24 protein-coding genes are annotated in these 24,894 nt (G+C 52.3%); 16 read left to right on the forward strand and 8 right to left on the reverse strand.

Going from position 1 to position 24,894, the window contains the following annotated elements; genetic code table 11:
- Positions 1 to 14 precede the first annotated feature (14 nt).
- Positions 15 to 356 carry a hypothetical protein gene (locus GLP52_RS15465; RefSeq protein WP_237273617.1) on the reverse strand — a complete coding sequence of 114 codons (342 nt, stop codon included), beginning with the start codon at positions 354 to 356 and terminating at the stop codon, positions 15 to 17.
- Positions 357 to 1,204: 848 nt separating this feature from the next.
- On the opposite strand from GLP52_RS15465, the gene GLP52_RS15470 reads away from it, so the two are divergent.
- The 8 genes from GLP52_RS15470 (at position 1,205) to GLP52_RS15505 (ending at position 5,916) form a co-directional block, all read left to right on the forward strand.
- The gene (locus GLP52_RS15470; protein WP_237273618.1) at positions 1,205 to 1,579 is read left to right on the forward strand and encodes a hypothetical protein; all 375 of its coding nucleotides are present in this window, start codon (positions 1,205 to 1,207) and stop codon (positions 1,577 to 1,579) included.
- Positions 1,580 to 1,665: 86 nt separating this feature from the next.
- Entirely contained in the window at positions 1,666 to 2,058 is a 393-nt protein-coding gene (locus GLP52_RS15475; protein ID WP_237273619.1) for a hypothetical protein, read from the forward strand.
- A 199-nt stretch (positions 2,059 to 2,257) separates the two neighbouring features.
- Positions 2,258 to 2,431 (forward strand): hypothetical protein, encoded by a 174-nt coding sequence (locus GLP52_RS15480; RefSeq protein ID WP_237273620.1) that lies wholly within the window; start codon positions 2,258 to 2,260, stop codon positions 2,429 to 2,431.
- A gap of 150 nt (positions 2,432 to 2,581) precedes the next feature.
- Positions 2,582 to 2,866: a hypothetical protein gene (locus GLP52_RS15485; RefSeq protein ID WP_237273621.1), complete on the forward strand. Its 285-nt coding sequence runs from the start codon at positions 2,582 to 2,584 to the stop codon at positions 2,864 to 2,866.
- A 6-nt stretch (positions 2,867 to 2,872) separates the two neighbouring features.
- Positions 2,873 to 3,436 carry a type II toxin-antitoxin system VapC family toxin gene (locus GLP52_RS15490; protein ID WP_237273622.1) on the forward strand — a complete coding sequence of 188 codons (564 nt, stop codon included), beginning with the start codon at positions 2,873 to 2,875 and terminating at the stop codon, positions 3,434 to 3,436.
- 610 nt (positions 3,437 to 4,046) lie between these two features.
- The gene (locus GLP52_RS15495) at positions 4,047 to 4,634 is read left to right on the forward strand and encodes a hypothetical protein (protein ID WP_237273623.1); all 588 of its coding nucleotides are present in this window, start codon (positions 4,047 to 4,049) and stop codon (positions 4,632 to 4,634) included.
- A gap of 684 nt (positions 4,635 to 5,318) precedes the next feature.
- Positions 5,319 to 5,576 carry a ribbon-helix-helix domain-containing protein gene (locus tag GLP52_RS15500; protein ID WP_237273624.1) on the forward strand — a complete coding sequence of 86 codons (258 nt, stop codon included), beginning with the start codon at positions 5,319 to 5,321 and terminating at the stop codon, positions 5,574 to 5,576.
- A complete protein-coding gene (locus GLP52_RS15505) occupies positions 5,566 to 5,916 on the forward strand; it encodes a type II toxin-antitoxin system RelE/ParE family toxin (RefSeq protein WP_237273625.1) in 351 nt (116 codons plus the stop codon). The genes GLP52_RS15500 and GLP52_RS15505 overlap by 11 nt, the downstream gene beginning before the upstream one ends.
- Positions 5,917 to 5,966: 50 nt before the next feature.
- Here GLP52_RS15505 and GLP52_RS19715 read toward each other — a convergent pair whose 3' ends face one another.
- Positions 5,967 to 6,170 (reverse strand): transposase, encoded by a 204-nt coding sequence (locus GLP52_RS19715; RefSeq protein WP_443069450.1) that lies wholly within the window; start codon positions 6,168 to 6,170, stop codon positions 5,967 to 5,969.
- Between the two features lie 220 nt (positions 6,171 to 6,390).
- Positions 6,391 to 6,708 (reverse strand): hypothetical protein, encoded by a 318-nt coding sequence (locus tag GLP52_RS15510; RefSeq protein ID WP_237273626.1) that lies wholly within the window; start codon positions 6,706 to 6,708, stop codon positions 6,391 to 6,393.
- Between the two features lie 53 nt (positions 6,709 to 6,761).
- On the opposite strand from GLP52_RS15510, the gene GLP52_RS15515 reads away from it, so the two are divergent.
- Positions 6,762 to 7,112 (forward strand): DoxX family protein, encoded by a 351-nt coding sequence (locus tag GLP52_RS15515; protein ID WP_237273627.1) that lies wholly within the window; start codon positions 6,762 to 6,764, stop codon positions 7,110 to 7,112.
- A gap of 121 nt (positions 7,113 to 7,233) precedes the next feature.
- On the opposite strand, the gene rpsU is transcribed toward GLP52_RS15515, so the two are convergent.
- The 5 genes from rpsU to GLP52_RS15540 all read right to left on the reverse strand — a co-directional run bounded on the left by rpsU (position 7,234) and on the right by GLP52_RS15540 (position 11,614).
- Complete coding sequence (gene rpsU / locus GLP52_RS15520) at positions 7,234 to 7,437, reverse strand: 30S ribosomal protein S21 (RefSeq protein WP_114276987.1); 204 nt, start codon at positions 7,435 to 7,437, stop codon at positions 7,234 to 7,236.
- Positions 7,438 to 7,641: 204 nt separating this feature from the next.
- Positions 7,642 to 8,688, reverse strand: coding sequence for a class I SAM-dependent methyltransferase (locus GLP52_RS15525; protein WP_237273628.1), 1,047 nt, complete (start codon positions 8,686 to 8,688; stop codon positions 7,642 to 7,644).
- Positions 8,689 to 8,716: 28 nt separating this feature from the next.
- The gene (locus GLP52_RS15530; protein WP_237273629.1) at positions 8,717 to 9,742 is read right to left on the reverse strand and encodes a nucleotidyl transferase AbiEii/AbiGii toxin family protein; all 1,026 of its coding nucleotides are present in this window, start codon (positions 9,740 to 9,742) and stop codon (positions 8,717 to 8,719) included.
- Complete coding sequence (locus GLP52_RS15535; RefSeq protein ID WP_237273630.1) at positions 9,742 to 10,335, reverse strand: DUF6088 family protein; 594 nt, start codon at positions 10,333 to 10,335, stop codon at positions 9,742 to 9,744. Before GLP52_RS15535 ends, GLP52_RS15530 begins: the two co-directional genes overlap by 1 nt.
- Before the next feature lie 139 nt (positions 10,336 to 10,474).
- Positions 10,475 to 11,614 (reverse strand): cysteine desulfurase family protein, encoded by a 1,140-nt coding sequence (locus GLP52_RS15540; RefSeq protein WP_237273631.1) that lies wholly within the window; start codon positions 11,612 to 11,614, stop codon positions 10,475 to 10,477.
- 79 nt (positions 11,615 to 11,693) lie between these two features.
- On the opposite strand from GLP52_RS15540, the gene GLP52_RS15545 reads away from it, so the two are divergent.
- The 7 genes from GLP52_RS15545 to GLP52_RS15575 all read left to right on the forward strand — a co-directional run bounded on the left by GLP52_RS15545 (position 11,694) and on the right by GLP52_RS15575 (position 24,892).
- On the forward strand, positions 11,694 to 12,632 hold the full coding sequence (locus GLP52_RS15545; protein WP_237273632.1) for a DUF4007 family protein: 939 nt from the start codon (positions 11,694 to 11,696) through the stop codon (positions 12,630 to 12,632).
- Positions 12,629 to 15,919: a hypothetical protein gene (locus tag GLP52_RS15550; protein WP_237273633.1), complete on the forward strand. Its 3,291-nt coding sequence runs from the start codon at positions 12,629 to 12,631 to the stop codon at positions 15,917 to 15,919. Before GLP52_RS15545 ends, GLP52_RS15550 begins: the two co-directional genes overlap by 4 nt.
- On the forward strand, positions 15,916 to 16,749 hold the full coding sequence (locus GLP52_RS15555; protein ID WP_237273634.1) for a phosphoadenosine phosphosulfate reductase family protein: 834 nt from the start codon (positions 15,916 to 15,918) through the stop codon (positions 16,747 to 16,749). The genes GLP52_RS15550 and GLP52_RS15555 overlap by 4 nt, the downstream gene beginning before the upstream one ends.
- Positions 16,750 to 16,788: 39 nt before the next feature.
- On the forward strand, positions 16,789 to 19,194 hold the full coding sequence (locus tag GLP52_RS15560; protein WP_237273635.1) for a sensor histidine kinase: 2,406 nt from the start codon (positions 16,789 to 16,791) through the stop codon (positions 19,192 to 19,194).
- Positions 19,191 to 21,131, forward strand: a complete 1,941-nt coding sequence (locus GLP52_RS15565) for a hypothetical protein (protein ID WP_237273636.1) — start codon at positions 19,191 to 19,193, stop codon at positions 21,129 to 21,131. Before GLP52_RS15560 ends, GLP52_RS15565 begins: the two co-directional genes overlap by 4 nt.
- 316 nt (positions 21,132 to 21,447) lie before the next feature.
- Positions 21,448 to 23,082, forward strand: a complete 1,635-nt coding sequence (locus GLP52_RS15570; protein ID WP_237273637.1) for a DEAD/DEAH box helicase — start codon at positions 21,448 to 21,450, stop codon at positions 23,080 to 23,082.
- A complete protein-coding gene (locus tag GLP52_RS15575; protein ID WP_237273638.1) occupies positions 23,063 to 24,892 on the forward strand; it encodes an ATP-binding protein in 1,830 nt (609 codons plus the stop codon). The genes GLP52_RS15570 and GLP52_RS15575 overlap by 20 nt, the downstream gene beginning before the upstream one ends.
- Positions 24,893 to 24,894 lie beyond the last annotated feature (2 nt).

Consider the following 24,894-nt stretch of genomic DNA (forward strand, 5'->3'; position numbering starts at 1 on the left):
GGCCGTGCTCTTAATTAGATCCAGGGTGCCGGCATTTTCATCATGAAAATTCCCGGAAAACCACCCGTGCCGTATCCTGCGACCATCAACGTGTCGCCTTCGACGACAAATGGCAGCTTCTTGGATCCGCTGAGGATGCGGCACAAGGTTCCTGCTCCGGCCAAAAATGCCTCTTTTTTGGATGGGTAGATTTTCGCGGGGCTGCCTGCTGATCCACCTTTGAATGTGATCGTTGGTGCCCAGCCTCCAGGACGGGCAGCAATATGGAAGCTTGCCACATCCTGGCCGTGCGGATTGCGGCCTACCGCGGGGAGGCGGTCTTTGGCAAACAGTGCGGTCTCTACAATGGCAAGCATATTGGATGCATGGGCGGCAGATCGCGAATGTGTTTGAGTGTCTGTCATAACTTTTCCTTTGTTTATTTACAGAAAGGCCGGGGGATCGATTGAGGTTTTTGAAAAACGCCTTTCATAAAAAAAGGCGCTTTTCTGAAAATCACATCGAGATCAGGCAACCTTTGGCCCTGCGTTCTGGATTGGCAAAACCCCAACGCCTTCGTTTGGTACCCGCCAGTGCACATGCTTAAAAAGCTGTGCTCCCTCGGGATGACAGGGCCATCATCAGACATTCTAACGAACGGGTGCGGCCATCAGGCCGCTGAGGTCTGTTCATCTGGCTCTCATTAGTACCCGATGGAGCGAAGGCGATTTTGGCCAGCAAGGGTGCCTGGTGCCCTGCATCAGCGGCCAGCTAAGCCCCTCTGACCAAGAGGGGGAAACCGCTATAAGTATACTAATAGAAGAAACCCACCTTTGCCTCGGACGCGCGCGTTCTGGATCACGTTGCTTTCACGAGCGGGCGGCAGGTGGCTGAAGGTCCACGCAGGAACGCAGCTCCAGATTAGCTTTTGGCACGTCCCTTCCGGCGGACCCCGAAACCTAAGCGACGGAAAATCTGCCTGCTTTGCGCACGAAGGCTCAGAGTCTCGCTGCCAAACAGCTCGATCAATGGTGACAGCTCACCAAGCAGCGCACCCAAAAATTCCAAAAAAATAAAGACTCTATTCGCGGCATCGCCGCGTCACCCCTGCCCTGCTGGCGAGGCAGGGGATGACGAGCCGGTTGCCACTCAAAACCAGCAGAAACCCCAACCTCAAAAACCCTCTTCGCCATTGAAACTGGCGTACATCCAAAAGGAACTCCAAATGAACATTGATCGCTTCACTCAGATCGAAATCGCTAAAGGCGAAGTCCGACTAACTGCAATACTTGACGTACTTAAGAGAAACGGCCTAACCGGCCAGCCGCCCTTCGGTGCGCGGCTAGACATGATAGCGCATCACTTAGCCCCGCAGAACTTTCGAGCCTTCATCGTTACTCGACGCGATGGCGGATGGGTTGCTGATCTTCTACTGCACTCACCGCTGCCAGAATCTTCGGCCCGCTTGGGGTCTCCGGATGTCTTGGGCACCCCGGACGCCTTGCCTTGCCTCACCTATGAGGAAGCCTGTCGGGCAGGAATAGAGATGATAGCCCAGCTCCTCGCATATGCGCAGACACCCGCAGCGTTGCGTACCTAAAGCCACCCTTCCCTCACATCGCTTCAGCTATGCCCCTCATTTGCTTGAGCGATGTGAGCAAATCAAGAACTCAAGGAAAATACTCTGTGACCGCACCTGTATATACTGATCAGCAGCTTATTGATGGGCTTCACCTCTTACGTCGTTTGCACAAAATGGCGCAGCGCAGGACCCACGTCGATGCCCTTCCCGGCACATTCCAAAAAGAGGCCCCTGCGCTGCGTCGGGGCCTGCCACACTGGCATCCAGACAATATTCAGGCCGCCGTTCTTTACTCAGTTAACGGTGGCTGGAATGCCGACATCGTACTTCACGATGCGCCCGACGGCCATCTTCTCGTCCTTGACAAAGGCACCGGTCAGCCGTTTTCGAATAAAGGCCAAGCCGAACAATTTCTCCTGGACTTCGTCACCGCACTCACTGCCGCTTGGGCCCCTGAAGCTGTTCTTCCCGACCTAGCTGAAAGTCTGGCAGCTTGAACAAACGCACCGGAGGGCCAATTTCCCGCCGGTGCGCAAACTGAGGCAGTGTGCCGTCTCGGGGAGAGCCAATTTCAAAATTGGGCGCGGGTGCAGGCTGGTAGGATCGGATTTGACCCGACGCCTTTAGCTGGCAGTTAACGAGGTCATTGACCCGTGCTACTATATTTGAATAACGATAAAGCCGAGGAGCCGAAGAATGTCATTTTTCGAAGTTTTTCTATCAGTCGTATCGGTCGTCGTGTCTGCTTCAGGTCTTTTTTATGTCCACTGGATCGTAAAAACCAGCGGACGCGATCGCCCGAACGATCCAGCGGCGGTGTTGAGGCTTATTGAAAAATCAAAGAGGACGTCCGCCAGTCAGACCGATTAAATCTAAAGAATGTGTTGTCAGTTGATCGGCCGCTGTGAGTATGAGTTACCCCTCAATTTGGGTATACGTGAGATACAGGTAGGATCCTTGCATCTTGAATGTTTGACAATTTATTGTATTTGTAGAACACTTTGATCAATGGAGGATGTCATGGCAAAAACAGAGACCTTTCGGCAGTCAGAGGCTTCCAGAGCCCGCCTTGAGGCAGTTCTCAGTCAGATCGAAGAAATGGGCCTGTCGCGTGACAAGGGTGCGCGGGTGACCGGTCGGATCAACCCGAAACTCCTCGAGCTTGCGCGCGCCCGCGCCGGGGCAATGTCTGACAGCCAGCTCTTGGAGTTCGCGCTCGCAAATATCGTGATCGAGGACGGCTTCGCGGATGCATTCACCGCCGCGCGCGGAAAGATCGACCCCACCCTCGATCTGGAAGCCTGACGCTGCATGGAAATCGACGAACTGCTACGGCGCTGCCGGGTCGCCCTCGGCAAAGCCGATCTGCCCTTGCGTGCCGACAGTAATCTCTCGTTTCTGGCCGATGCATCGGTTGGCGGCGAACGGATCATGCTCGACACATGCGTGATCCTGGATCAGCTTCAAGGTAGACTTCCACATGACATCGAGGAGCGCATTCGGGCGCGGGCGATTTACCACTCCCCCGTTGTTCTCGGCGAGTTGGCCTTTCTTTTCGGTCGGCTCGACCCAAACGACCCTCGCACATCCGATGCTACGCGCGAGCTCCGAACCCTTCTGACGAGCATCGGCGCCCACAGGATCTTTGATTTGACGCATGAGGACACCATGCGAGGAATGGTGCTTGCGGGCTGCATGGCGCGCGTTCTCGGTTATAACGGGGAAAACCGCAGGAAGACGCAGAACGACGCGATCCTGGCGGCGCAGGCATCCCGTCTTGGATGCCTGATTGTGACCCGGAATGTCGGAGATTTCGACCGCCTTGGGCAACTGGATGACAGGCTCAAGGTCTCCTTCTACCGAAGAACAGTATGATGATATCGCGTCACGGGGGGCAGCCGAATGACACTCTCAAGATGAGACCTAAGCCTCTGTCCATCTTCCGCGACCCTTGTACCTCGCCTTGCCGGTCAAACCCGTGATACCTGAAAATCCTGCAAGAACGTTCCTCTATCGTTCTATTCCGGCCACATTGAAATGAACCAGCAACCTCAAGCCCATTAACGTGACAACACCCTCATCCCCTTGTTCATGATGGTGCTTATGGCCAGAGGCTTCATTGTCGCAACGCACTTTCTCGTTCGGACAATTTAGGAGAACATGATGATGCCAGCGATTTCTGCTGGGCTGGGTACTGCTTACGGATTTGCCAGAGCCCTTGGCAGCAGCCAACAGGCCTATAACCGATATCTTATCGGTGGAGCGAGCGGCGCGGCGTACGCAGTGCTCCGCGCACGCCAGGTCTTCGGCGTGCAAACAATGTCACAAAGAGCAGGTATGAACCAGAATACAGCCCTGCCCCCCGGATCGAGCCTTTTTCTAAAAAATTTCACAAATTATCGTTCAGTGTTTCTGTCTTAAAATAAACGTTCCAATCTTCTTTTCATGGGCACAATCAACCCCGCCCGTTAAATGGAGAACAACAATGACTAATTTGACACCGATCGTTCTGAAACCAGCCTCTTTTCCTCAGCCCCTCGTCGACGCATTGCGTTTTCTGGCGAAGGAATACATTAATTGTCCGTCAGTTACAGATGATGGTACGCTTTTGGGAATTGACATAGCGTACAAGCTGTATGGTGAAGGCGGCTACGCAATGTCGGAGGTTGCGGCCTACTTTTTTCAGGAGAACGACCTGTGTCGTGGGCATGTCATTAACTTTCCCACAATGGAGGCCGCTGAAAAATGCCGCAAAGCGCAGAATGCTGTAAGCATGATGAACCTGCATATTGTTTGTATGCTATTCCACTATTCCTGCTGGCCAGGGAAACAATTGCACACACTTATATTCCGCGATTTTACCCTATTTTACGATGCCCAGATGATGGACGATGGGAACGACACACCGTCCAGGTTCAAGCTTATTCTCCACGAACAGCCCTCAGAAATGAATTTGGCTCAGTTCAAACAAGACATTGAGATCTGTCTTGCAGGTTTTTCCGATGCCTGCGAAGGCCTTGGCGCCTTTAAGTTCGTTGTGGATTTTAATGCGGTCGGAGTAAAAGTCGCATGACCTTTGATAGGAGCCTTGGGCGCCAAAAAAGCCAAGGGCCTAATGTTTGGGAATTACGGAATGCGGGCCGCTCTCAAGCCCCTTACCGGATGTGTTGAAGCACTCTTCAAAAACACGAAGTTCGTTTGGAAAAAACCAATAACTGCTCTCGCAAACTTCTGCGAGAGCAGTCGCCGGAAGGTGTCCATCCTGCATTGTTCAGATCGCGTTAGCGAGAACCAACCGCACTTCAAAATTCTGAACTTAAACACATGACGGTATCTGACGGCGAGTATCAATCCCGCGCTCAGTTATCCACAGATCGGACCGTGCGGTGATAAAGGTCACAGTATGGCGATTAAAGGTACAGTACGAAAATTAGTCGGCGGCTTATCGTTCGCCATTTATTCTGGCTACGCACTGTACGTGGTTTTACGAGGTGGTTCCACGACGACCTGCGCGCCATCGCGCCGGGCCGGACAGCGGACGACTTGCGCGCGGATGGCTTCGGGCACTCAGCTTCAAACATCGTACGCCCCGACGAACCCGCAATCGCAACCGTCTGGAAAGGCACTCGAACTAAGCCCGATTGATAGCTACGAGAACAAAGACATGGCTCTTTGGAAGGGCAGTTTGCTTAACCCTCTCGACAATGGGTCTCCGGCGGTATATGCTACTGAGTAGCATCTAGATGAGGCGACTCTAATGAGCGTAAAAGCGTCTGTATCCATCAGCGAGGCCCAAGAGGCTTACGCGCGCGATCTCGTGTCCCAAGGGCGTTATGCTACCCTGAGCGCAGTCGTGCAGCAGGGGCTTGAACTCCTGAGAGAGCAATCACAAGCGACTGAAGCTCTGCGTGAGCTTCTCGCCAAGCGTCAGAACGGCACTTTCGTGTCGCTTGTTGAGGGTGAGCGACGGACCCAAGACATGATAGCGCGGAAGAAAACCGAACATGGTCTTTGACGTCGTTCGCGGCGACGGCGTCGATTACGACCTTGACCTAATCTTTGATTTTCTCATCAAGTCAGCGCAAGAGCTCGGAGAAGATGGACAACGGGCCTTCAACCTCGCGGAGCAAAGATTGATCGAGATAGAAAGTGCCATGCGCAGCCTGGGCGGGGCACCCTATCAGGGGACGCGCCGTCCACATCTCGGCAAGCGCATTCGTAACGTTACGAAGGGCCGCGCCGTCCTCTATTTCGATGTGGATGATCATCAACACCGTGTCCGCATTCTCGCGATCTTCTTCGGAGGTCAGGACCACGAGGCACGCATATTGTCCCGCCTACTCAGCGAAGCTTGATTGCAATCGGAGCAATGGGATCTGTCGCAAGTTTTTGCGGTTGGTTACACCTAGCTCGCGCATGGTAGGGGGAGGGCTTTTGCGCTTGATAGTGAGTCCCCAACTGTGACGATTGACTTCACAGACTGCTCTCTTCGCGGCGTCAGACCTGCCCATGGGCCGATATCGCGCGACGAGCAGAAACGACTTGGATCATCAATCACTGACCGGACCGTTTGGGCGACCACGGTGCCGACGCCTGGCATCGTCATCATTAGTCTACAGGCATCGTCCTAACGTACGATCATGGGGACTCGGCGCTCGAAGGCAGAAAGTTCGCTACGCAGTGCCGTTCGGGCCCTCAAGATCGCTGCAGTTGCAACTTTCAACGAAGAGTTTCCTGCGACCAGTTCGCAGATCCGCGCTACGTAGCGGCTCTTGCCGACCGGGCCGAGCTTCAGCCCGAAGTTGCGCAACATCCCGCGAAACGACTGCTCAATATCCAGCAGCGATACCCTCTGCATCACGCCGGACGGTCTTGACGGGCATCGCCTTTAAGACAGCCTTTACCTGGCGCGGCTCCATCAACATGAGCTCGAAGCCCGCCTCCCGCAGGCCACGGTGGGGCCATTGCGCCAGCGGTCCAGCCTCGAGCCCGATCGTTTTTAGGCGCCATGGCAGATCGCCCGAGAACGCGATGTAAGCCTCAAGCTCGCAGACGATCTTCGCTTGCTCCACGATCTGCCCAGGTTCGTCGAGTTCGCAGACTGCGGAACTCCCGAAAGAAACGTCGATACCGATGAAAGTCTTCATCTCGTCCTCCTCTGAGAAGTGAAAGCGCCAGAGTATCAGAACCTCCCCGTCCCATGACGACATCTGGAAACTATTGCCGCCATCTGCGAGGATATCACCATGGACCCGGCAAAGATCGCCGCCCCGTAAACCGGCTCAACTCCGAGCCGGAGAACAAATTACACCATGTCTTGGGACACTACCGCTACCGCCTGCTGCTACAGCACGGAACAACCAAAATTCTGGGTTTTCCGGCAAGTGACATGAGCGACATGAACGCTGCCGCCTTCTTCATTGCCCACCTGCCACAGCGATTTTTTCCGCTGCTGAACGGTGGCGAACTGGCTGCGCTTTACTGTTTTGGGTTCCCTTATCTTGCCGCCACGGGCCCCAGCCCTTGGTGCGTTGACGCGCAGCGCGGATAGCTCGTCGCAATGCGTCGCGACCACGGAGTTGGCCTTGGCGCATGAAGGTTCTGTCGTCAAAACAAGACGCCCGCAGCCAATTGACTGCGGGCGTCCCGAGATTCGCCAATAAGACATATGATTACATGCCTTCACGTTCCAATTTCTTACGCGCCAGTTTGCGCGCGCGGCGGATCGCTTCAGCTTGCTGTCGGGCTTTCTTCTCAGATGGTTTCTCAAAATGCTGCTTGAGCTTCATTTCACGGAATACGCCTTCGCCCTGAAGCTTTTTCTTCAAAACCCGAAGGGCTTGATCAACGTTGTTGTCGCGGACACTAACCTGCATGTGGCTCCCACCATCATTCATAAATAGGCGTGAATTAAATGACAGCAATCCGTCGGTGGCAAGGGCAATTATGCGTAGCCGCAACTACCCATGTTGACGATAATGCGGGTCCATTATCGTTACCGACTGAGCCAGTTTCATAATGCAGGTCTGTGGTTGCGACAACTAGGAATTATCGTTACTTCGGCTCCGCCAATGTCGCCATTATTCACTTAACTTCAGCTCAAACATTTTCCAGCTAACCTCAGCGCGCCCCAATAGATCCTCATAGTCCCCACGCGGAACAACTTCGAAGCCCGCTTCCTTTGCATCAAGGGCAAATTGGGACCCCGAAACTTCAAACATGCCACGATTTTCGTTGACCGGCCCAAGCCTCAAGGAAACAAAAATTGACCCGCCGGGCTTTAAGAGCTGCCTTAAGCGCTGCAGTGACGCGTGTCGATCTTGAGGCACAACATGCATCCACACAGCGTTAAGTAGAATGACATCGAAAGTGCTCGCACTTGCATCGAGTTGACCTAAGCGAGGTAGCTCACTCATGAGCCAAGTGATCCGTTCCGACTGATGCAGGTTTTGCGCGATGGTCAGCATCGAGGAGGATGGCTCGACGGCGAGGACGTTATGACCCTTAGAGGCAATCCACGCCGCATCGCGACCGGTGCCCGCGCCGATATCGAGGACAGCTAGCGGTGGTGATGCGGCAGCAAAGGTGTCGGTCAAAAAGGGATAGGCATTCTCAAAAGCAACTGACTCGTAGCTATCTGCCAGAGCAACGGCGTGCTCATCGTAGAATTCCAATGATGGATTGCTTTTACTCAAGTCGATTATCCCTAATTTGTCGTTCCAAAATCCGGCCAAGACCACCAAACTACAGATCGCCGCCCAAGATAACATGTATAAGAACAAGGTGTGAACTTTTTTGTCCTTGTTGCAAAATATCTCAAGTTTAGTGGCATTTTCAGACATTAGGCTGGCATCAACAAAACCATCTCGATCGGCAGCTTTTAGCCAGTCGAGATAGCATCCCATCACATGTCTGAAACGTACGAGGACACCGCATAACATGACGTTGCCCATGACGGCTGTCAGGAGGAGGATAGTGACCAACATGGCATTATTGTCGATTGTCGAGACGCCAAACCAAAGTCCCCCGGTCAGCGTCATAGCCAAAACAGGGATTTGCCACATAATTTGGTTCAGTGACCGGAACTGCTGGTAGTTTTGCTCGTAAGCTTCCTTGGTAACCTTCATTTTGCCGTCTATCCAACCTCAATAGATATTAAGTATTCTGCGCGTTCGCGCGCTTTTGCAGTATCGACAATCGCTCCATCAGGTCATGGAATGAGATTGCATCTGACTGCAACAGTCCGGCGTCAACCATTTTCCTATAGTCCTCTTCCAACGCGCTAAGGGGTGCGCCAGACGGCACAAGTGTTAGGGATCCGGCCGCTGCAGCTTGGTAGTCAATGACAGATCCAGTGTTATCGGTTTCCCTAAAGAAATGCTGTTTGTGCTCTGCAACCTCATTCGCGAGTACTCGGTCATGCAATGCGTTTTCAGCAATGCCAATTTGGTCCAGACAGTCCAGATCGTACCAGTGACGGGCATAGCGATCGCCACCACGGAACGTGCCACGAAGACAGTAAGCGTGAACAGCTGTTGCTTTTTCCCAGAACGTCCGCTCAGCCTTCATGACTCGGGGCCGAGCTTCCGGAAGGGTCAGTCCCCCAATTGCTTCGGCCAGATCACATCTGACACTCTGACGCTCCGCTGGTTCGCCTGTTGAGCGCGCCCCAAACTCTAAAAGAACGGTTGGTCGGACATATCCGGTTCCACTTCGAACAGCCCGGTAGTCGAGATAGAGATTATCACCCTCAAGTCGCAGTTCTGCACCAACTCCTTCGGCAGCTATCTTGCCATCAAGTAGCGGAACGACGTCATCGTGGACCCCTCCCGACAACCGACTTTGCGCAACCTCTGTCCATTTCTTCGCTTGGGAACGGTTGGGCGGATAGGGTTTAGCGGGGTCATCAATGAGATCGGGAATGATTTTCCTGATATCGTAGGTGACATCGACATCTTCGGAGAACCTGTCTATCGCCTTGTAGACTTTGGACAGGGACGTACCGCCCTTGAAAACCAAGCTTTCGCCGAGAGCGCTGTCAAAGAGGGCGTTAAGAACCCAAACGACCCAGATGTCCTTTTCCAGTAGATCGGCTGGCCGCCCCAGCTTTGAGGCACCCGCCTCCAAAGCATCGATCTTGTCGCTATCGGACAGCGAGAAATAATTCGATGTCTCTGCCATTATGCCGCCGCAAGAGCGCTGAGTTCTTTGGCAAGCCAGGTTGGCGTACCAACCCGCAATGCAAAAAGCTCAATTCGCTCCTCCTCATTGAGGTGCGATTTCAAGCGATGCAAAACCTGCTTGGCTTCCGACTTGCCATAATATGCCATTGCCCTGAGAGCGTGCCCCGCCTTACTCTGCGGTGCACGCAATTGCCAGCTTGGGACATGGTGTAGCTCGACACTCTGCGCACCCAACTTGAGGTGACGGCTGGGACCAGACGTCCAGTATACCTGCCGGGTTGGGTTCTGCGTGCTTAGCCCGAGCATGTTGGCCGCGGATGCGCCACTCGCCGAGACTGTTTCTCCGGTACTTTGAACGATGTGTTCGACAACGGATTGCACTGACGGCGCTCGCTCACCAAAACGCGTTTTCACTGGCAGCGCAAACAAACCCCGCTTGACCCGCATAAGCTCACCGCGCCGAACGAGTCGGGAAAGCGCCTGATCAACAGCCGCACGCTCCCCTAAGTGCAACAATTCCTTCGCAGAAATCGTCGCGCCTTCAGGCAGTCTGGTGGCAAATGCCTTGATGGACTCAGCTGTCGTGTTCATGTCATTCTCCTAGTGTCAGAAATATAGTATTTTTTCTGACACTTTACAACCACACTTGCAAAATGCGCACTTGCACTGTTGCCATGCGAAGCCAAGACATCCTCCACTCGACAAAAAAGAGCGCATCGCGGACGGCTGGCTACGTCAACTCGAGAACCTCAGACAAAAACCGGATAGCCATGTTTACCTGCTGTTCAGTCGAAAACCTTCCAAAACTGAAGCGGACACACTCCGATGTCACGTCACGGTCAAAACCCATCGCTGTCAAAACGTGAGACGGCTCAATGGATCCTGATGAACAGGCTGACTGGGTCGAAGCCGCGATCCGAGGCTGAAGGCGCGCCAAAAGGTCCGAGGCGTCATGGCCCGCAAAGCGCATCAAGGCATTTCCGGGGTGCCTATTTTCCAAAGAACCAACCAAAGTGGCAATTTGTTTTTCTTCTAGGCGTCTCACAAAGAGACTCCTGATGGCTGCCAGACTTTCCCTCTCAGATTGCCCGGCCGACTTAAGAATTCGGCAGGCTTCCCCAAAACCGACGATCAACTCTGTCGGCATAGTGCCACCGCGCCTACCGCCCTGCTGACCCGCACCGACAATAACCGGCTCCACCAATCTTGAAGACCCTGGGCCTGTCAACAATGCGCCAATGCCCTTGGGCCCATACACCTTGTGGGCTGATATGGTGGCCAAAGCGATATCGAGATCAAGCAAGTTCAAGTCCATCGCAAGTGGCGCTTGTGCCAAATCCGCATGAAGCAACGTGCCGTTGGATCTACACAACTCGGAAATTGCGGCCAAATCAGCAATCGCACCATTCTCGTTGTTCACACCCACAACAGATACGAGGGCCGTTGTGGCGCTTAACAGTTTTTTCAAATCGAGCACATCCGGAGCGCCGCTGTCGTTAAGTGCGATAAAGCGCACAATCAAACCGCAAGATTCCGCCTCTTTGAGGATCGATCCATGATCCCCTGCTCCGATCAGGATTTCAGTTCTTCCCGACTTCTCAGCGATGGCCCGTGCCGTTCGGAATACCATCGCATTTGCTTCACTCGCCCCTGATGTAAGGATTACGTCATCCCCTTGAAGGCCAAAGAGATTTCCGACTTGGCTAGCTGCAATATCAATGGCCGCAGCTGCGCGCCATCCGAGAGCGTGATCTGCCGCATGCGGATTAGCAAAAAGCGTCGCTGAGGCTTCAGTCATCACGCTCAAAACCCGCTGATCAATAGGCGTCGAGGCCTGATAGTCGAGATATATGGTTTCACCAACCTGCATGTCACCCTCAATACTGGACGAAGTCTCCAGTACGTAGTATGGCTGATTTGTATACTGGATGCTATCCCCAGGAGGTCAAATGAGCGCACACGGTTTAATATCTGACGGCTATCGTCCGAGCTTCTCGGGACATGAGACGTTTCCTTTGCGCTATGGGTGGCTGCAAAAGGCCTATCACGCTGTGAATGACGCACCTTCTACCAAGGACGCGGTTCATGTTTTTAGAGATCCGGACTCAATCGCGCGTTTTGGTGTGGGCAGAAACATGGTTGGTGCAATTCGGTATTGGGCAACAGCCGCCGGAATACTTGAGGAGTCGAGCGACGGACTTTCGACAACTTGGCTTGGGGACATGCTGTTCGAAAAGAATGGTACCGATCCTTACCTAGAAGAAGATGCCTCGCTTTGGCTACTTCATTGGCATTTGGCGTCCCGGCCCCGCCTTACATCTGCGTATTGGCTGTTTAATGAGTTTAGGGGCGGTAGTTTTGTTCGGCAGGACATCGTTTCGCCGCTACTTAAGCTCGCGCAGGAACATGGATGGAGTCGCGTCGCTTCCACCACGGTTGATCGGGACCTGCAGTGCCTTCTGCGTACATATATTGGTGGTCGCGGTTCAAGCGAAGCCGGGGAGTCTGTTCTTGCGGAACTAGGCCTCATTCGACCAATGGATAAATATCGGTCACGCCTATCACGAGGACGGAAATCGAATCTTCCAAACTCCGTATTTCTATATTGTATCAATGAGTTCTGGGAAAGTTTCGCGCCCGAACAGACGACCATGTCATTTGAAAATGTCGCCTATGGAGGCGGTTCTCCGGGCAGGGTGTTCTTGCTGGACGAGGATGACATCGTGGGTCGCCTTGAGCAACTTGACGACATTTCAGATGGAGCCCTAACGTGGTCAGAGACGGCGGGGCTTAGGCAAATCATTCGACGCAAACCGCGCGCGTTGAAAACTGAGCAGCGTCTACTTCGCGAAGCTCTGACGAGTGCTCGCTCGAAGGTGGCAGCATGAACGATTCCGTTGCGATAACCCCAAGATTTCGTCGGTCAGTTCGCCTCGACACCGACTATGCATCGGCGACAGCGATTGACGGCTTCCATTGCCCGGCTTCCTTCCAAGCGGCCGTAACCTTCATGGCCGCGCATGTCTCCGATACAGAGCAAGGTGCGTTTACATGGACCGGCCCCTACGGCGGAGGCAAATCTAGTCTAGCCGTGGCGCTCGCATGTCTCTTCGGTGCGCCCAAGGATATCCGAGAGCAAGCTGCGGCGCTATTTGGCGAGCCGGTTATTGCTGCTTTGAAATCAGCCCTGCCCTACTTTCCATCTCGATGGGATGTTTTGCCCTTGGTCACTGAGCGTCGCTCCATGGCGGCACAGCTTGCAGAGTTGCTTGATCTCCCATCCTCATCGAGTGGTTCAGAAATACTCAAGGAAATCGAACGAAGAACAGCGGACCGTGGCCTTCTTCTCATCATGGATGAACTTGGTCGCGGGTTAGAGGCCGCCGCAGATGGAGAAGGTGACCTTCATCTGCTTCAGGACATTGCGGAACTTGCTGCGCGCAGCCAAGGAAAGTTCATATTTCTTGGGATCCTGCACCAAGCATTTGAGGAGTACGCGGAGCGTTTGGGCCGTAAGGTAAGGGACTCCTGGGCAAAAATTCAGGGCCGTTTTGTTGATATTTCGATTTCGGTGTCGCTTGAAGAAACCGTCGAGCTTATCGGTGAGGCGCTCGGTCACGAGCGCGCTGTCCGCAAAGCCATCCCCTTGGCAGAAGTTTGCGTTGAGCAGTTGCGTCCGGCCCGCAAAAAGACCGAAGCGAAACGAATGGCGGGTAAACTTGCTCGAACGGCCCCGCTGCATCCGCTTACTGCGTGTCTTGTAGGACCGCTTTCGCGCCGACGTTTTGGACAAAACCAGCGGAGCGTGTTCTCTTTCCTGAGCTCTGCCGAACCATACGGATTGCAAGACGCGCTTACGAAAGAGGCCGTCGATGGATATTATCCTCCCCATCTCTTGTGGAACTATCTTCAAGCCAATTTTGAAGCGGCTATCCTTTCTTCACCGGATGGGCGCCGGTGGGCCTTGGCGCATGACGTACTTGAACGATGCGTCGCACGCGGCGCAGGCGATCTTGAGCAAAAGGTATTGAAATCGATTGCGATCTTTGAGCTTCTCAAGGATCGCTCAGGGCTTGCAACAAATCTCGACACGATTGCGCTTTCGCTCAATGAGACCAACCGCACTGATGTTGAGGCTGCGCTCTCACGCCTCGAGCAACAATCAGAAATCGTATTTAGGAAACACGCCGGCATCTACGTCCTTTACGCTGGTTCCGATTTTGATGTTGAAGCCAGATTGGGAGAAATTCTTTCCGAGCCAACCGATATCGATCTCAATATGGTTCGCGTATTAGCGGACCTTCAGCCGATGTTGGCAAAGCGCCATCATGAAGAAACCGGTGCTATGCGCTGGTTTGAAATGTCTATCGAGCCCGCATCCGAACTAGAAACGTTCAAGCAGCCAAAATATGCGCAGGATATCATTGGCCGCATTGTGTTTGCCTTGCCGATGCACGGAGAGAGCCAAAGCGAAACTATGGTCGCATGTGAGCGTGCTGCACGATCTCAAACTTCTTTTCCGTTGATCATCGGCTACCATGCTGACGCAGCCAAACTTCTCGATCTTGCACGAGAGCTCGCAGGCCTCAGCACATTGGAAAAGAATTTCCCGGAACTGCGTGGTGATCCGATCGCACGGCGGGAAATTGACGCCCGTATCGCGGAAGTCCGTCAGAAACTTGAAGATATTCTGAATGGCCTCATCGACGAATGTCAGTGGTTTGTTACGGAGCAAAAAGCACAAAGGCTCACCAAGCGTCTCCTAAACGAGCAGCTGTCCGCCTTGGCTGATGCAATTTTCAGCGAGGGGCCACTGCTTCGCAACGAGCTGCTGAACTGCTCTGAACCGTCCTCAAATGCGGTTAGTGCGAGAACCAAACTCATGAAGCGCATGGCAATGCGTGGAGCCGACGTTGATCTCGGGTTTGATGGTAAGAACTATCCTGCCGAACGAGGACTTTTCATTTCTCTTTTGCAAGAAACCGGAATTCATGTGAACGGCGAATACACTGCTCCAAAGAAAGCCGACACGCTGTACCCATTGTGGCACGCAGCAGACAAACTGCTCCTTTCGGAACAAGGCGTAGTTGGAGCTGACGAGATCATCCAAGCTTGGGGTAAGGCTCCAATTGGATTGAAAACAGGCCTTGGGCCAGTATTCTTATCGGCCTACATTCTATCTCGTCGAGATCGCGTAGCGGTCTACGGCGAGGGCATATTTCAGGCGAGCTTTAACGAGCTTTGTGTCGAATTTCTCGCGCGAAACAGCAAAGACATTGGTCTGCGCCGTGTCGAAATGGAGGGGTTTGTTGGAGAGACACTGGAGACGCTTGGCAGTCTGCTGAAAATCAAAGGTTCTGCCGGGCCCTTGCTGGTTGCACGTTCGATTATCGGAGAATTTGATGCGCTTGTTCCCTGGACGTCTAGGACTCAATCTCTTTCCCCGCAAACCCTTAAGGTTCGTGAAATTCTCAAACGGGCGAGCGATCCAAACAAACTTCTGTTTGATGATCTCCCACGGTTGACCGAGCCGCTAGCTGATGGGAACTTTGATGCAAATGCAACTGCGTTGCTTCTGAGGGATGCACTGGCGGAAATGCGCGCGGCCTATCCAAAAGTGCTCGATGATTTGAAAGACCTGATGCTCAAAGAGTTGGATGTGCGAAGCCAAAGCGATGACGCATTTAAAGGTTTGCGCGACCGTGCAGACAATATTCGCCACATCGGCGGCGACCTGCGTTTAGAAGCCTTCGTTGGCCGCCTGACACAGTTTCACGGAACGCGTGAAGATATGGAAGGCCTCGCAGGTGTGGCCGTTAACAAGCTTCCCAGAGATTGGAACGACGGTGATCGCGAACGCGCAGCCGTTGGCCTTACCGAGCTTGCAACAGTCTTTTTGAAGACCGAAACCATGGCGCGCGTGAAGGGCCGCAAGGATGGGCGCCATGCCATGGCCGTTGTGGTCGGAAAAGAGAACACGGCGCACTCGCTATTTAGCGAGTTTCAAGTGGCTGATGTCGATTGGGATGATGTCGAGGCCCTTGCTGCGACTCTCGATCGAACCTTGAGCCAAGCAGATCATCAGCGTCGCGAAATCATTCTTGCGGCCTTGATCGAAGTCACCTCTAAATACCTCAATACAGGCGATGAACGCAGAGTCGGAGAACGAGCATGAGTACTACACGTCATGTTTTAGGACTTTCGGGTGGTAAAGACAGTGCGGCTTTGGCCATCTTCATGCGTCAGAGGCACCCGGAAATCGAGGTGGAATATTTCTTTACCGATACCGGCAAAGAGCTGCCCGAAGTGTACGAGTATTTGACCCGCCTTGAGGGCTATCTTGGCAAACCAATACTTCGGTTGAATCCTGATCGAGACTTTGACTACTGGTTAAAAAGTTACAAAAGTTACCTGCCATCAGCGCAGTCACGATGGTGCACGCGTCAACTCAAGCTGCGACCATTTGAAAAGTGGGTGCGCGAGTTTCTCGATGCCGGCGAAACGGTTGTCTCCTACGTCGCAATCCGCAGTGATGAGGAGTATCGCGAAGGTTATCAATCAAACAAAGAGAAGCTGCTCATCAGATTACCCTTCAAAGATGCCAGCATCGACAAGCCAGGAGTCATCGAAATTCTCGAAGGCTCGGGCCTAGGCCTTCCAGATTACTATAAATGGCGCAGTCGTAGTGGCTGCACGTTCTGTTTCTTCCAACAAAAGATTGAATGGGTGCGGTTGAAGGCGGAACATCCAGAGGCTTTCGAGGAAGCAAAACGCTACGAGAAAAACGCTATCGATCATGGCTCGCCCTTTACCTGGAGCCAAGGTGAATCACTTACCGATCTTGAGCAACCAGAGCGCCAAGAGCAGATTAAGCTCGACCACGAAAAACGTTTGGCAAGGGCGCGTACTCGAATGCAAGCGAACCCACTCCGCCCTGATACGCAGTTAGACTTCGACGATGTATATGGTGGCGCGGCCAAAGCTTGTCTGACTTGCCATAAGTGACTGTATACAAAATAAAGAATTTCGACCTAAGGTCATCTCATGTTTAAAGTGACTGCACGTACTGTATTAGAGTTGGGTTCAGAACTAATTAGTTCTGACCCCATTGCTTTCTATGAGTTGATCAAGAATGGCATTGATGCTGGCTCCAAGAATGGCGTCACGATACGATTTGATATCGTGTTGGCACGGCGTGATTTCGAAGAAGCCAAAGCACAAGTTCTAAAGGCATTGAATGCTGAAGACCCCGAAGAAGCAGATGATGTTTGGGGCCTCGACGATCTGAAAGGCTGGCTCACAGGAAAACTAATTACCGAAGCCGATGAGCTTTGGGATGACGCAAATTCCATCATCGAGGCTGCAGGCAATTTCGAAGACCTTGCTAAAGCGATACAACAGATAGACGGTTTGAACTCGATAACTGTATCTGACACAGGATCCGGGATGTCGCTTAAGGAGCTTACCTCTGTTTTTCTGGTGATCGGCACGTCTTCGAGAAAAACAGAAATTGATGCTGCGTTAGCCGGCGGTAAGTCGCACTCTCCTTATCTGGGTGAAAAAGGTATTGGGCGACTGTCAGCCATGAGGCTTGGGGACACGCTTTCAGTTCGCACAACGCGATCCGGAGAGAGCCACTACAGTCTTATTGATATCGATTGGTCCGCTTTTGATGATCCCAACAAAATGATCCAAGATATTATCGTCACACCAGTTCGCGGAGGCAAAAAACGAGATCCTGAGTTTAGTGGCACGCAGATCACAATTCGTAGATTGAATGCCGATTGGGCAGAGAAGCGCGTGGACCGACTCGCAATGGATGATTTTTCACTACTGGTAAATCCGCTTGCCAAGAAAAAAAATCAACGAATCGTTGTTGTTTGGAATGAGAAGCGGATCAATATTCGGCGTCTGGAGAATAGCTTTTTGTCTCACGCAAATGCTGTCGTTCGTGGTCATTACCGGAAGACCGACAGCGGTCCTGAATTAGAACTTCGTATCGAATTGAACAACATTGGATTTGACCACCCAAAAGAGATCAGTATCGAAACCGCGACTGCAGATGTCCTATATGGAGCCTTGGTGGGTCCTAAGGCAAAGCGCCGACGGATGAATAAACGGGACATTGACTATACTGCCCTCGAATCCGTTGGTCCGTTCGACTTTGAACTGCATTGGTTTAACCGCTCTATATTGCGAAAGCACAAAACCACAGGGGACTATCAGGCTCTACGCAATTTGCTCGATCAATGGATGGGGGTACGCCTCTATCGCGATGCGTTCAGGGTTTATCCCTACGGCTCAGAAGACGATGATTGGCTCGAATTAGACAAAACTGCCCTGAAATCAAAAGGCTATGCCTTAAACCGCATCCAGCTCATTGGGCAGGTTGAGATCGGTCGATTATCTAATCCGTGTTTGATCGATCAAACCAATCGCGAAGGCCTTCGTCAAACACCTGAAGAAGCTATATTGAAAGAAACAGTTCAGTTTGCGGTCGAGAGACTCCGTGATGAGATGAACCGCATTACGCGTGAACAAAAGGACGCCAAGGAGCCATTCATAGCTGATGAGACCCGGACGGTCGATCTTGAAAAGCGAATGAAGGCCACAATCCGATCAATTGGGCAAGTTGTTCCCAAGGAACATCGTGAAGCCGTCCAGGAGTTGGAATTGATGCGCGAAGAATTTTCCCGGTACGCTGCAAAGGCTCGTGAACGTGTAGCTGAGATGGAAAAAGATGCAGACCAAATGCTTGCCATGGCAGGTATAGGCCTGATGGTCGAAGTCGTGGCGCATGAATTGACGCGATCCGCAGAAGACGCTCTGGATATTTTGAATAGCCTAAAGCGTAAATCAGTACCTGAAGAAATACGCCAGCGGCTAGAAAGTCTCCGTGCGTCAATGAACAGCATCAGTAAACGGCTCCGTATTCTAGACCCCCTGAGTGTAACTGGCAGACAACGCAAAGAGCGCTTTAAGCTGGATGAACTCGTCCAAGAAATTTTGGACGCTCATGAAGTCCAGTTTTTGCGCCACAATATCGAAGTAGATATCTTGATGCCGGATAAACCTGTCGAAATCTCGGCAGTCAAGGGTATGGTTGTTCAAGTTTTGGAAAATCTGATCTCAAATTCTCTCTATTGGATGGACGTCGAGAAACAACGAAAGATGTCCCGGAAATCGACGCTTACCATTGCAGTCGAGGACAATCCTCCGCGTGTTCGTTTTTCCGACAATGGCCCAGGCATTTCCGAGCAGTACAAAGATCGGGTTTTTGACCTTTTCTTCTCGCTCAAAGACAAGAGCCGCCGTCGCGGACTTGGTCTGTTTATTGCGAAGGAAGCCGCCGAGCATAACGGTGGCGCCCTCACATTGGATGGGGACGTCACCAACGACGAAGGGCGGTTTACTACTTTTGATTATCGGGTGGTGGGTGACGGGTCTTGAACGATAAAAAGCGCGTAGCCGAAGCGGGCATAAGCTCTGCTATTATTGTAGATGATGGATACGATGAGATTCCATTGGTTCAAGAACTTCTCGACGAAGATGGGTGGGACATCTTTTTTGACGATGTCCAGGGAGATGAGGCTGCCCGGATAGAAGCGTTTTCGCCGAATTTCGATCCAAGTTCGCGAGATGACCTTAGGTCTGACCAAGAGTTCATCGACGCTTTATGGCAGAATCGAGACGCTGTGCGCGATCTCTTGGGTGGACTGTTTGATGTTTATGAGCAGAAAGCCGCAGACAATGCGCCCTTCTTGGCTTCGGCTGAAGCGGCACTGACCGCGCTCGGCATTCCCTACACGACGCATGGCCGGGACTTTGTCAATGCGGCAGCCGCCGCAGATTTGATCCTGATCGACTTATTTCTCGGTATCCATCAGGGCGCGAACGACCGTCGATTAACTGTAGATCGGCTCAAAGAAGCTATCGCCCAGCGAGCCGGTCCACTTCCATCCATCGTGCTAATGTCTCAAATCCCGACAATCGACGAACAGGCCAAAGAGTTTCGTAGTGAAGTTCAATTGCATGCCTCAGCATTTCGACATTTGCGAAAACCTGAACTCCAGACGCCTGGACGTGTGCAAGGGCTTATACTTACCCTGGCTGCCCATCGCGGTGATAGCCAAGCGTTGGCCGGGTTCGTGGACACATGGGAGCAGAAGGCGAAAGAAGCCGTTGGAAAGGCGGCAGGCGCACTACGCAAGATCGACATCGATGATTTGCAGCATATTCGAACCATGCTTTTGCGGTTCGAGGGCGTAAACACGTCAAGCTACATGCTAGATATCTTTGATCGTGTTTTGCAGTACGAGATTGAAGCACACGGTGAGGTGCTGAAGGCAGCCATTCCACTCGACGAAATGGCTGATGATCCTCCGCCCTTGATGATTTCCAACGACCGCGACACATACGCCATCTTGGAACGGACGCTATTCGTCAATCCTAGCCGCCGTTCCCATGCAACGGGCGCTGTGTGGCCAATCACTTTCGGCGACATTTTAGGACCGCGACCGGAATCCACAATCAAACCTCGCGGATTTTTTGCCGGGCGCAAAGATCTAGTGTTCTTTGTCGCATCACCTGAATGCGATTTGATCAGAAAAGACGGGCTTAAGACTGTGCTATTGGTTGCAGGTAGCCTCGAAGAAGTCGACATGACGAAACCGGTGCTCGGCGTTTCCGGAAATACAACGCCAGTTTTATCAATTGATGGCGCTAAACGGCAGCAGGTGACTTGGGACTTCGGTGACCTCCGAACAGTCAATCTTTCACGCGCAAAAAATCTTCTGAAAACGAGTGGCGACGCTGTTATTCTAGGTCGTTTACGTGACGTTTCCGCGCTTGGGTTGCGTCAGCAACTGCTTGGAAACGTCGGGAGGGTGGGAGAGATGGCGCCCTTGCCACGGTCATTTCGCTTTAGCGCGGAAATTCACTATGCCCAGCAGGACGGGACTTCACAGCAGCTCAATCTGCCAGCTGGTGTAGTGCTGCGTGGCAATGTACTCGTTCCGCGAAAGGCAAAGTCGGCCACGCTTATCTTTGACTCCAGCTGTGAAAACGATCTTACGACTGCCATATTGAGCTTGGATGTCGCCACGGTATCCGATGGCAGCAGGGCCTTGCTAAACAAGCTTAAAGAGCAGACCCGGCTTAGAAAGCTGTTTCGATCTGGTTTCCAATGGACCAATCTACCGCTCAAGACCACGCAGGCGGCAGAACTTCTAAAGGATGGTGAACCACTTCCGGAGAGGGACGACAAGAAACCGAAGGTAGAGAAAGTAGGAATGATTGTGACTGGGCCTGACTTCGTCGAACAGCTTGGAGCCGAGTTCCGTAAGTCAGGTTTGGTCTTCAAAATCAGTGTTGAAGACGGAGTTTAATCGATGAATTTTGATGGCCCCCTTTTTGACGAGTGCGCCGCGGATCATTATCTGTCGTTTCGACAGCATGGTGACATCTCGGCTCAAAAGGGAAGTTAAAAATGCCATTTTCTCGAAATCTTGCGCGGCAATTTTTATTGTGACTTGCGAGCCCTTAATCTCACGGAAACTGACCGGCTCATTGTGGAAGTCGCAAACTTGAGCTCGTTCAGAAAAGAGAATTCCAATAGTTTTGGTTTGGTAACGTGATAAACGTATTTGAATTAGATGCTGGGGTTAATAGCAGCGCTGGAACCAAAAATTGGAGTTGTGACGCGTGACAGGCTCAGCACCAGGTATTTCTCTGAAGGCACTACTACTGAGTGCAAAATCAAAAGCGGTTCAAGAGCTGTTCCCGTCCTCGGTGATCGAACTTGTTGAAAGGATGTCTCCAGAGTTGTTGGGTACTCAGGAGGTAAATCGCATTGCCGCAGTAATTCTTGACCCAGCAGAAGCGCTACTTGATACTGCTACCCGGTTGAAAATTATCAGACTGCTTCCGCTGGCCAAAGCGCGTGAGTTCTGCGCGACCTTAAGTCTCACAATAGAACGTAGTCCCTATGAAACCATAGAGGCAAAGATCGCCGAAATTGGTATCGACAAACTTTATGACTTTTTCGGGATCGTTGACGATCCGCGAGCCCCAAAATTTGCCGCTCCTTCATCGCAGAGTGTTACTGCAGCCTATGGTCTGTTTCCCCACCAACGAGTTGCCGCTAGTAAGGTTGCAGCTGCTCTAACAAAACCTCCACGTAAAGTTGTGCTTCACATGCCAACCGGTGCAGGAAAAACGCGCACTGCTATGCACCTAGCTGCCCGCCATTTGCGCGAGCACGGACCTACGGTCGTCATTTGGCTGGCACAAAACCGGGAACTGTTGGACCAAGCTGCGGAAGAATTTGAAAAAGCATGGGCACCACTAGGTGATCGCGATGTGCAGCTAATGAGGTTCTGGGGAAGCAAGCGCGCGCCAGTTGCGGATCTAAATGACGGGCTGCTTGTCGCGGGCTTGGCAAAGATGGTGGCATTGGACGCTAGAGGTGCGAACACGATCCTAACTCTCGCTGACCGAGCTTCACTAATCGTTATCGACGAAGCTCACCAAGCAATCGCACCGACTTACGCACGCGTTTTGCGGGCCTTGAGTTCAAAACGCCCAGACAATGCTCTCTTGGGTCTTACAGCCACACCGGGGCGTAGTTGGTCGGAGATTGACGAAGACAAGCGCCTTTCCGACTTTTTCGAGGGGCAGAAAGTCGTTCTTGAAATTGAGGGATATGATGACCCGGTGACTTTCCTTATGGATCAAGACTATCTGGCTCGGCCCAACTTTCGCCAACTTAAAGCACCGACCGAAACCTTTCTCGACAAGGCTGATATTCGCTCGCTGGAGAACAACCCAGACCTCACGGATGATCTTCTGGAGAAGATTGGTCTCGACTCTGCGCGTAACGAAGCCATCCTGTCAGCAATTTTTGACGCGTTGACGCGGCATGACCGTATAATCGTATTTACCCCGTCGGTAGAGAACGCAAGGCTGCTGCAAGCAATGCTGACCATTAAGAACATAGAGGCTCTCTTTGTCGCTGGAGAAACTGAAGGTGGCGAACGCGAGCGACGTATCAAGCGCTACAAGTCTAGTGGACCCGGCAAGATTGTCATGTTGAACTATGGCGTACTGACCACTGGATTCGACGCTCCGCGCACGAGTTGCGCAATTATTGCGCGGCCGACAAAATCGCTTGTCCTGTACAGCCAAATGGTCGGTCGGGCGACTCGAGGTCTTCGAGCTGGTGGTAACAAAGAAGCGGAAATCATTACGGTCACTGATCCCGATTTACCTGGGTTTGGAAGCGTGACGGAAGCATTTCAAAACTGGGAGGATGTCTGGCATGAACCAGATTACGGCTAACGAAACAAACAGATTCAATGGCGACATCATTCCCACAGAGCTAGCCGTGCGCGCGATGCGTGACAGCGGTTATAGAAATACAGACTACGCGCTGGCCGAACTCATCGATAACTCAGTTCAGGCTAATGCTTCACAAGTCGATGTCGTTTGTTTCGAAGTAATGAAGCAAGTCAACCAACGCAAAAGCCGACGAATTGACCAGATCGCTGTCATTGACAATGGTGACGGTATGACACCGGAGACACTACGCATCGCACTCCAATTTGGCAACGGCACGCATTTGAAGGACCGAAAAGGAATTGGCCGTTTTGGCATGGGGCTTCCCAACTCTTCGATCTCTCAGTGTCGGCGCTTGGAAGTTTGGTCTTGGCAGGCCGGACCGCAGAACGCGATGTGGACCTATCTCGACGTAGATGAGATCGAACAGGGTCTTCTGAAGTCGGTACCAATGCCGGAGCAAAAGCCAGTGCCACAAGAATGGCGTGATCGGTCCAATGTCATCGGCACTTCCGGTACACTCGTGCTTTGGTCGAATTTTGACGATCACAGACTACAATGGCGCGGTGCCAAGGCCACTCTGGAAAACACTGAGGTCCTTATTGGGAGGATGTATCGCAAGTTTATCGATGCGGGCGACCTTACCATTCGATTGACGGCTTATAGTGAAGATGGCGCATCATTCGATGCCGCTGCACGGGTAAATGACCCACTTTACCTGATGCCAAATTCATCTACGCCTGCCCCTTTCGACAAAGAACCCATGTTTCAAAAATGGGGAGAGGGCGATCAATCATTTGAAATAGAGTTGGATGGCGAGGTTCACACAGTTCTTGTCCGGATCAGTTGGGCCAAAGAGGATACAATTACGCGGGGATCTTCACCGGACCGCGGATCAATGCCATATGGCAAACACTCCGCCAGGAACGTCGGGGTTTCTGTCGTACGTGAGCGCAGAGAACTTGAGCTCGATAAGGGTTGGACGATTGGATACGATCCACGCGAACGTTGGTGGGGGATCGAGGTCGAATTTCCATCGGCGCTTGATGAGATATTTGGTGTTACAAATAACAAGCAGCACGCAAACACCTTTGCTGCCATGGCGCAATTCGACTGGACCGACGAAGCCGATCCGGGTGAGCAACGTTCCGCATTCCGCGAGCGCCTTCAAGCAGATGGCGACCCACGTTCGCTGCTTATCGATGTTGCTGAATATATTCACGAGCAACTCGATGAAATTCGACGCCGGGTAAAGGCACAGACAAAGGGCAAACGCAGCTCGCAGAAACGTCACGAAGATCCTGACGTCGACGATCAAGCAAGTGACAAATTCCGCGAGCGCGCCGAATCTGGCCACGAAACCGAAACTGATGAGGCGGGGTTTACAGATCAGGATAAGACAGAACTTGAAGCTGATTTGGTTGAGAATGACCACTACTCAGCCCAAGACGCCAAGAACATCACTGAAGCCGTAGTAAGTCGAAAACGCAAAGTGCAGTTTTCTACAGGTCACCTCGATGGTCACCATTTTTTCTCAACCAAACAATTTGGTGACCTGACAAAGATCACTTTCAACACCAATCACCCCATCTACGACCAGCTTGTAGAAGCGCTAAACCCGGAAACCGATGATGACACAGACGCTGAACTTCTTGATAGGGTGCACCGAGCATCAGATACACTGAGGCTGCTATTCGCGGCATGGGCTCGTTACGAGCTTGAAGAAACTCAGAAGCACGATGACCTGATGGAGATGCGTCAAGAATGGGGAAAGATGGCCAAAGTTTTTCTTCGTGAAGGATCAGAAAACTGAAG

Origin of the sequence: Sulfitobacter sp. M22, from assembly GCF_021736025.1 — a bacterium.
Classification (GTDB): domain Bacteria; phylum Pseudomonadota; class Alphaproteobacteria; order Rhodobacterales; family Rhodobacteraceae; genus Sulfitobacter; species Sulfitobacter litoralis.

Bases quoted from the DNA above. Each gene is read 5' to 3' on its own strand.
- rpsU (WP_114276987.1), bottom strand. From the start codon at position 7,437: ATGCAGGTTAGTGTCCGCGACAACAACGTTGATCAAGCCCTTCGGGTT.
- GLP52_RS15505 (WP_237273625.1), top strand. From the start codon at position 5,566: ATGGTCTTTGACGTCGTTCGCGGCGACGGCGTCGATTACGACCTTGAC.
- GLP52_RS15550 (WP_237273633.1), top strand. From the start codon at position 12,629: ATGAACGATTCCGTTGCGATAACCCCAAGATTTCGTCGGTCAGTTCGC.
- GLP52_RS15560 (WP_237273635.1), top strand. From the start codon at position 16,789: ATGTTTAAAGTGACTGCACGTACTGTATTAGAGTTGGGTTCAGAACTA.
- GLP52_RS15525 (WP_237273628.1), bottom strand. From the start codon at position 8,688: ATGAAGGTTACCAAGGAAGCTTACGAGCAAAACTACCAGCAGTTCCGG.
- GLP52_RS15500 (WP_237273624.1), top strand. From the start codon at position 5,319: ATGAGCGTAAAAGCGTCTGTATCCATCAGCGAGGCCCAAGAGGCTTAC.
- GLP52_RS15530 (WP_237273629.1), bottom strand. From the start codon at position 9,742: ATGGCAGAGACATCGAATTATTTCTCGCTGTCCGATAGCGACAAGATC.
- GLP52_RS15515 (WP_237273627.1), top strand. From the start codon at position 6,762: ATGACGACATCTGGAAACTATTGCCGCCATCTGCGAGGATATCACCAT.
- GLP52_RS15485 (WP_237273621.1), top strand. From the start codon at position 2,582: ATGGCAAAAACAGAGACCTTTCGGCAGTCAGAGGCTTCCAGAGCCCGC.
- GLP52_RS19715 (WP_443069450.1), bottom strand. From the start codon at position 6,170: ATGATGACGATGCCAGGCGTCGGCACCGTGGTCGCCCAAACGGTCCGG.
- GLP52_RS15545 (WP_237273632.1), top strand. From the start codon at position 11,694: ATGAGCGCACACGGTTTAATATCTGACGGCTATCGTCCGAGCTTCTCG.
- GLP52_RS15575 (WP_237273638.1), top strand. From the start codon at position 23,063: ATGAACCAGATTACGGCTAACGAAACAAACAGATTCAATGGCGACATC.
- GLP52_RS15480 (WP_237273620.1), top strand. From the start codon at position 2,258: ATGTCATTTTTCGAAGTTTTTCTATCAGTCGTATCGGTCGTCGTGTCT.
- GLP52_RS15490 (WP_237273622.1), top strand. From the start codon at position 2,873: ATGGAAATCGACGAACTGCTACGGCGCTGCCGGGTCGCCCTCGGCAAA.
- GLP52_RS15510 (WP_237273626.1), bottom strand. From the start codon at position 6,708: ATGAAGACTTTCATCGGTATCGACGTTTCTTTCGGGAGTTCCGCAGTC.
- GLP52_RS15535 (WP_237273630.1), bottom strand. From the start codon at position 10,335: ATGAACACGACAGCTGAGTCCATCAAGGCATTTGCCACCAGACTGCCT.
- GLP52_RS15470 (WP_237273618.1), top strand. From the start codon at position 1,205: ATGAACATTGATCGCTTCACTCAGATCGAAATCGCTAAAGGCGAAGTC.
- GLP52_RS15555 (WP_237273634.1), top strand. From the start codon at position 15,916: ATGAGTACTACACGTCATGTTTTAGGACTTTCGGGTGGTAAAGACAGT.
- GLP52_RS15495 (WP_237273623.1), top strand. From the start codon at position 4,047: ATGACTAATTTGACACCGATCGTTCTGAAACCAGCCTCTTTTCCTCAG.
- GLP52_RS15540 (WP_237273631.1), bottom strand. From the start codon at position 11,614: ATGCAGGTTGGTGAAACCATATATCTCGACTATCAGGCCTCGACGCCT.
- GLP52_RS15465 (WP_237273617.1), bottom strand. From the start codon at position 356: ATGCTTGCCATTGTAGAGACCGCACTGTTTGCCAAAGACCGCCTCCCC.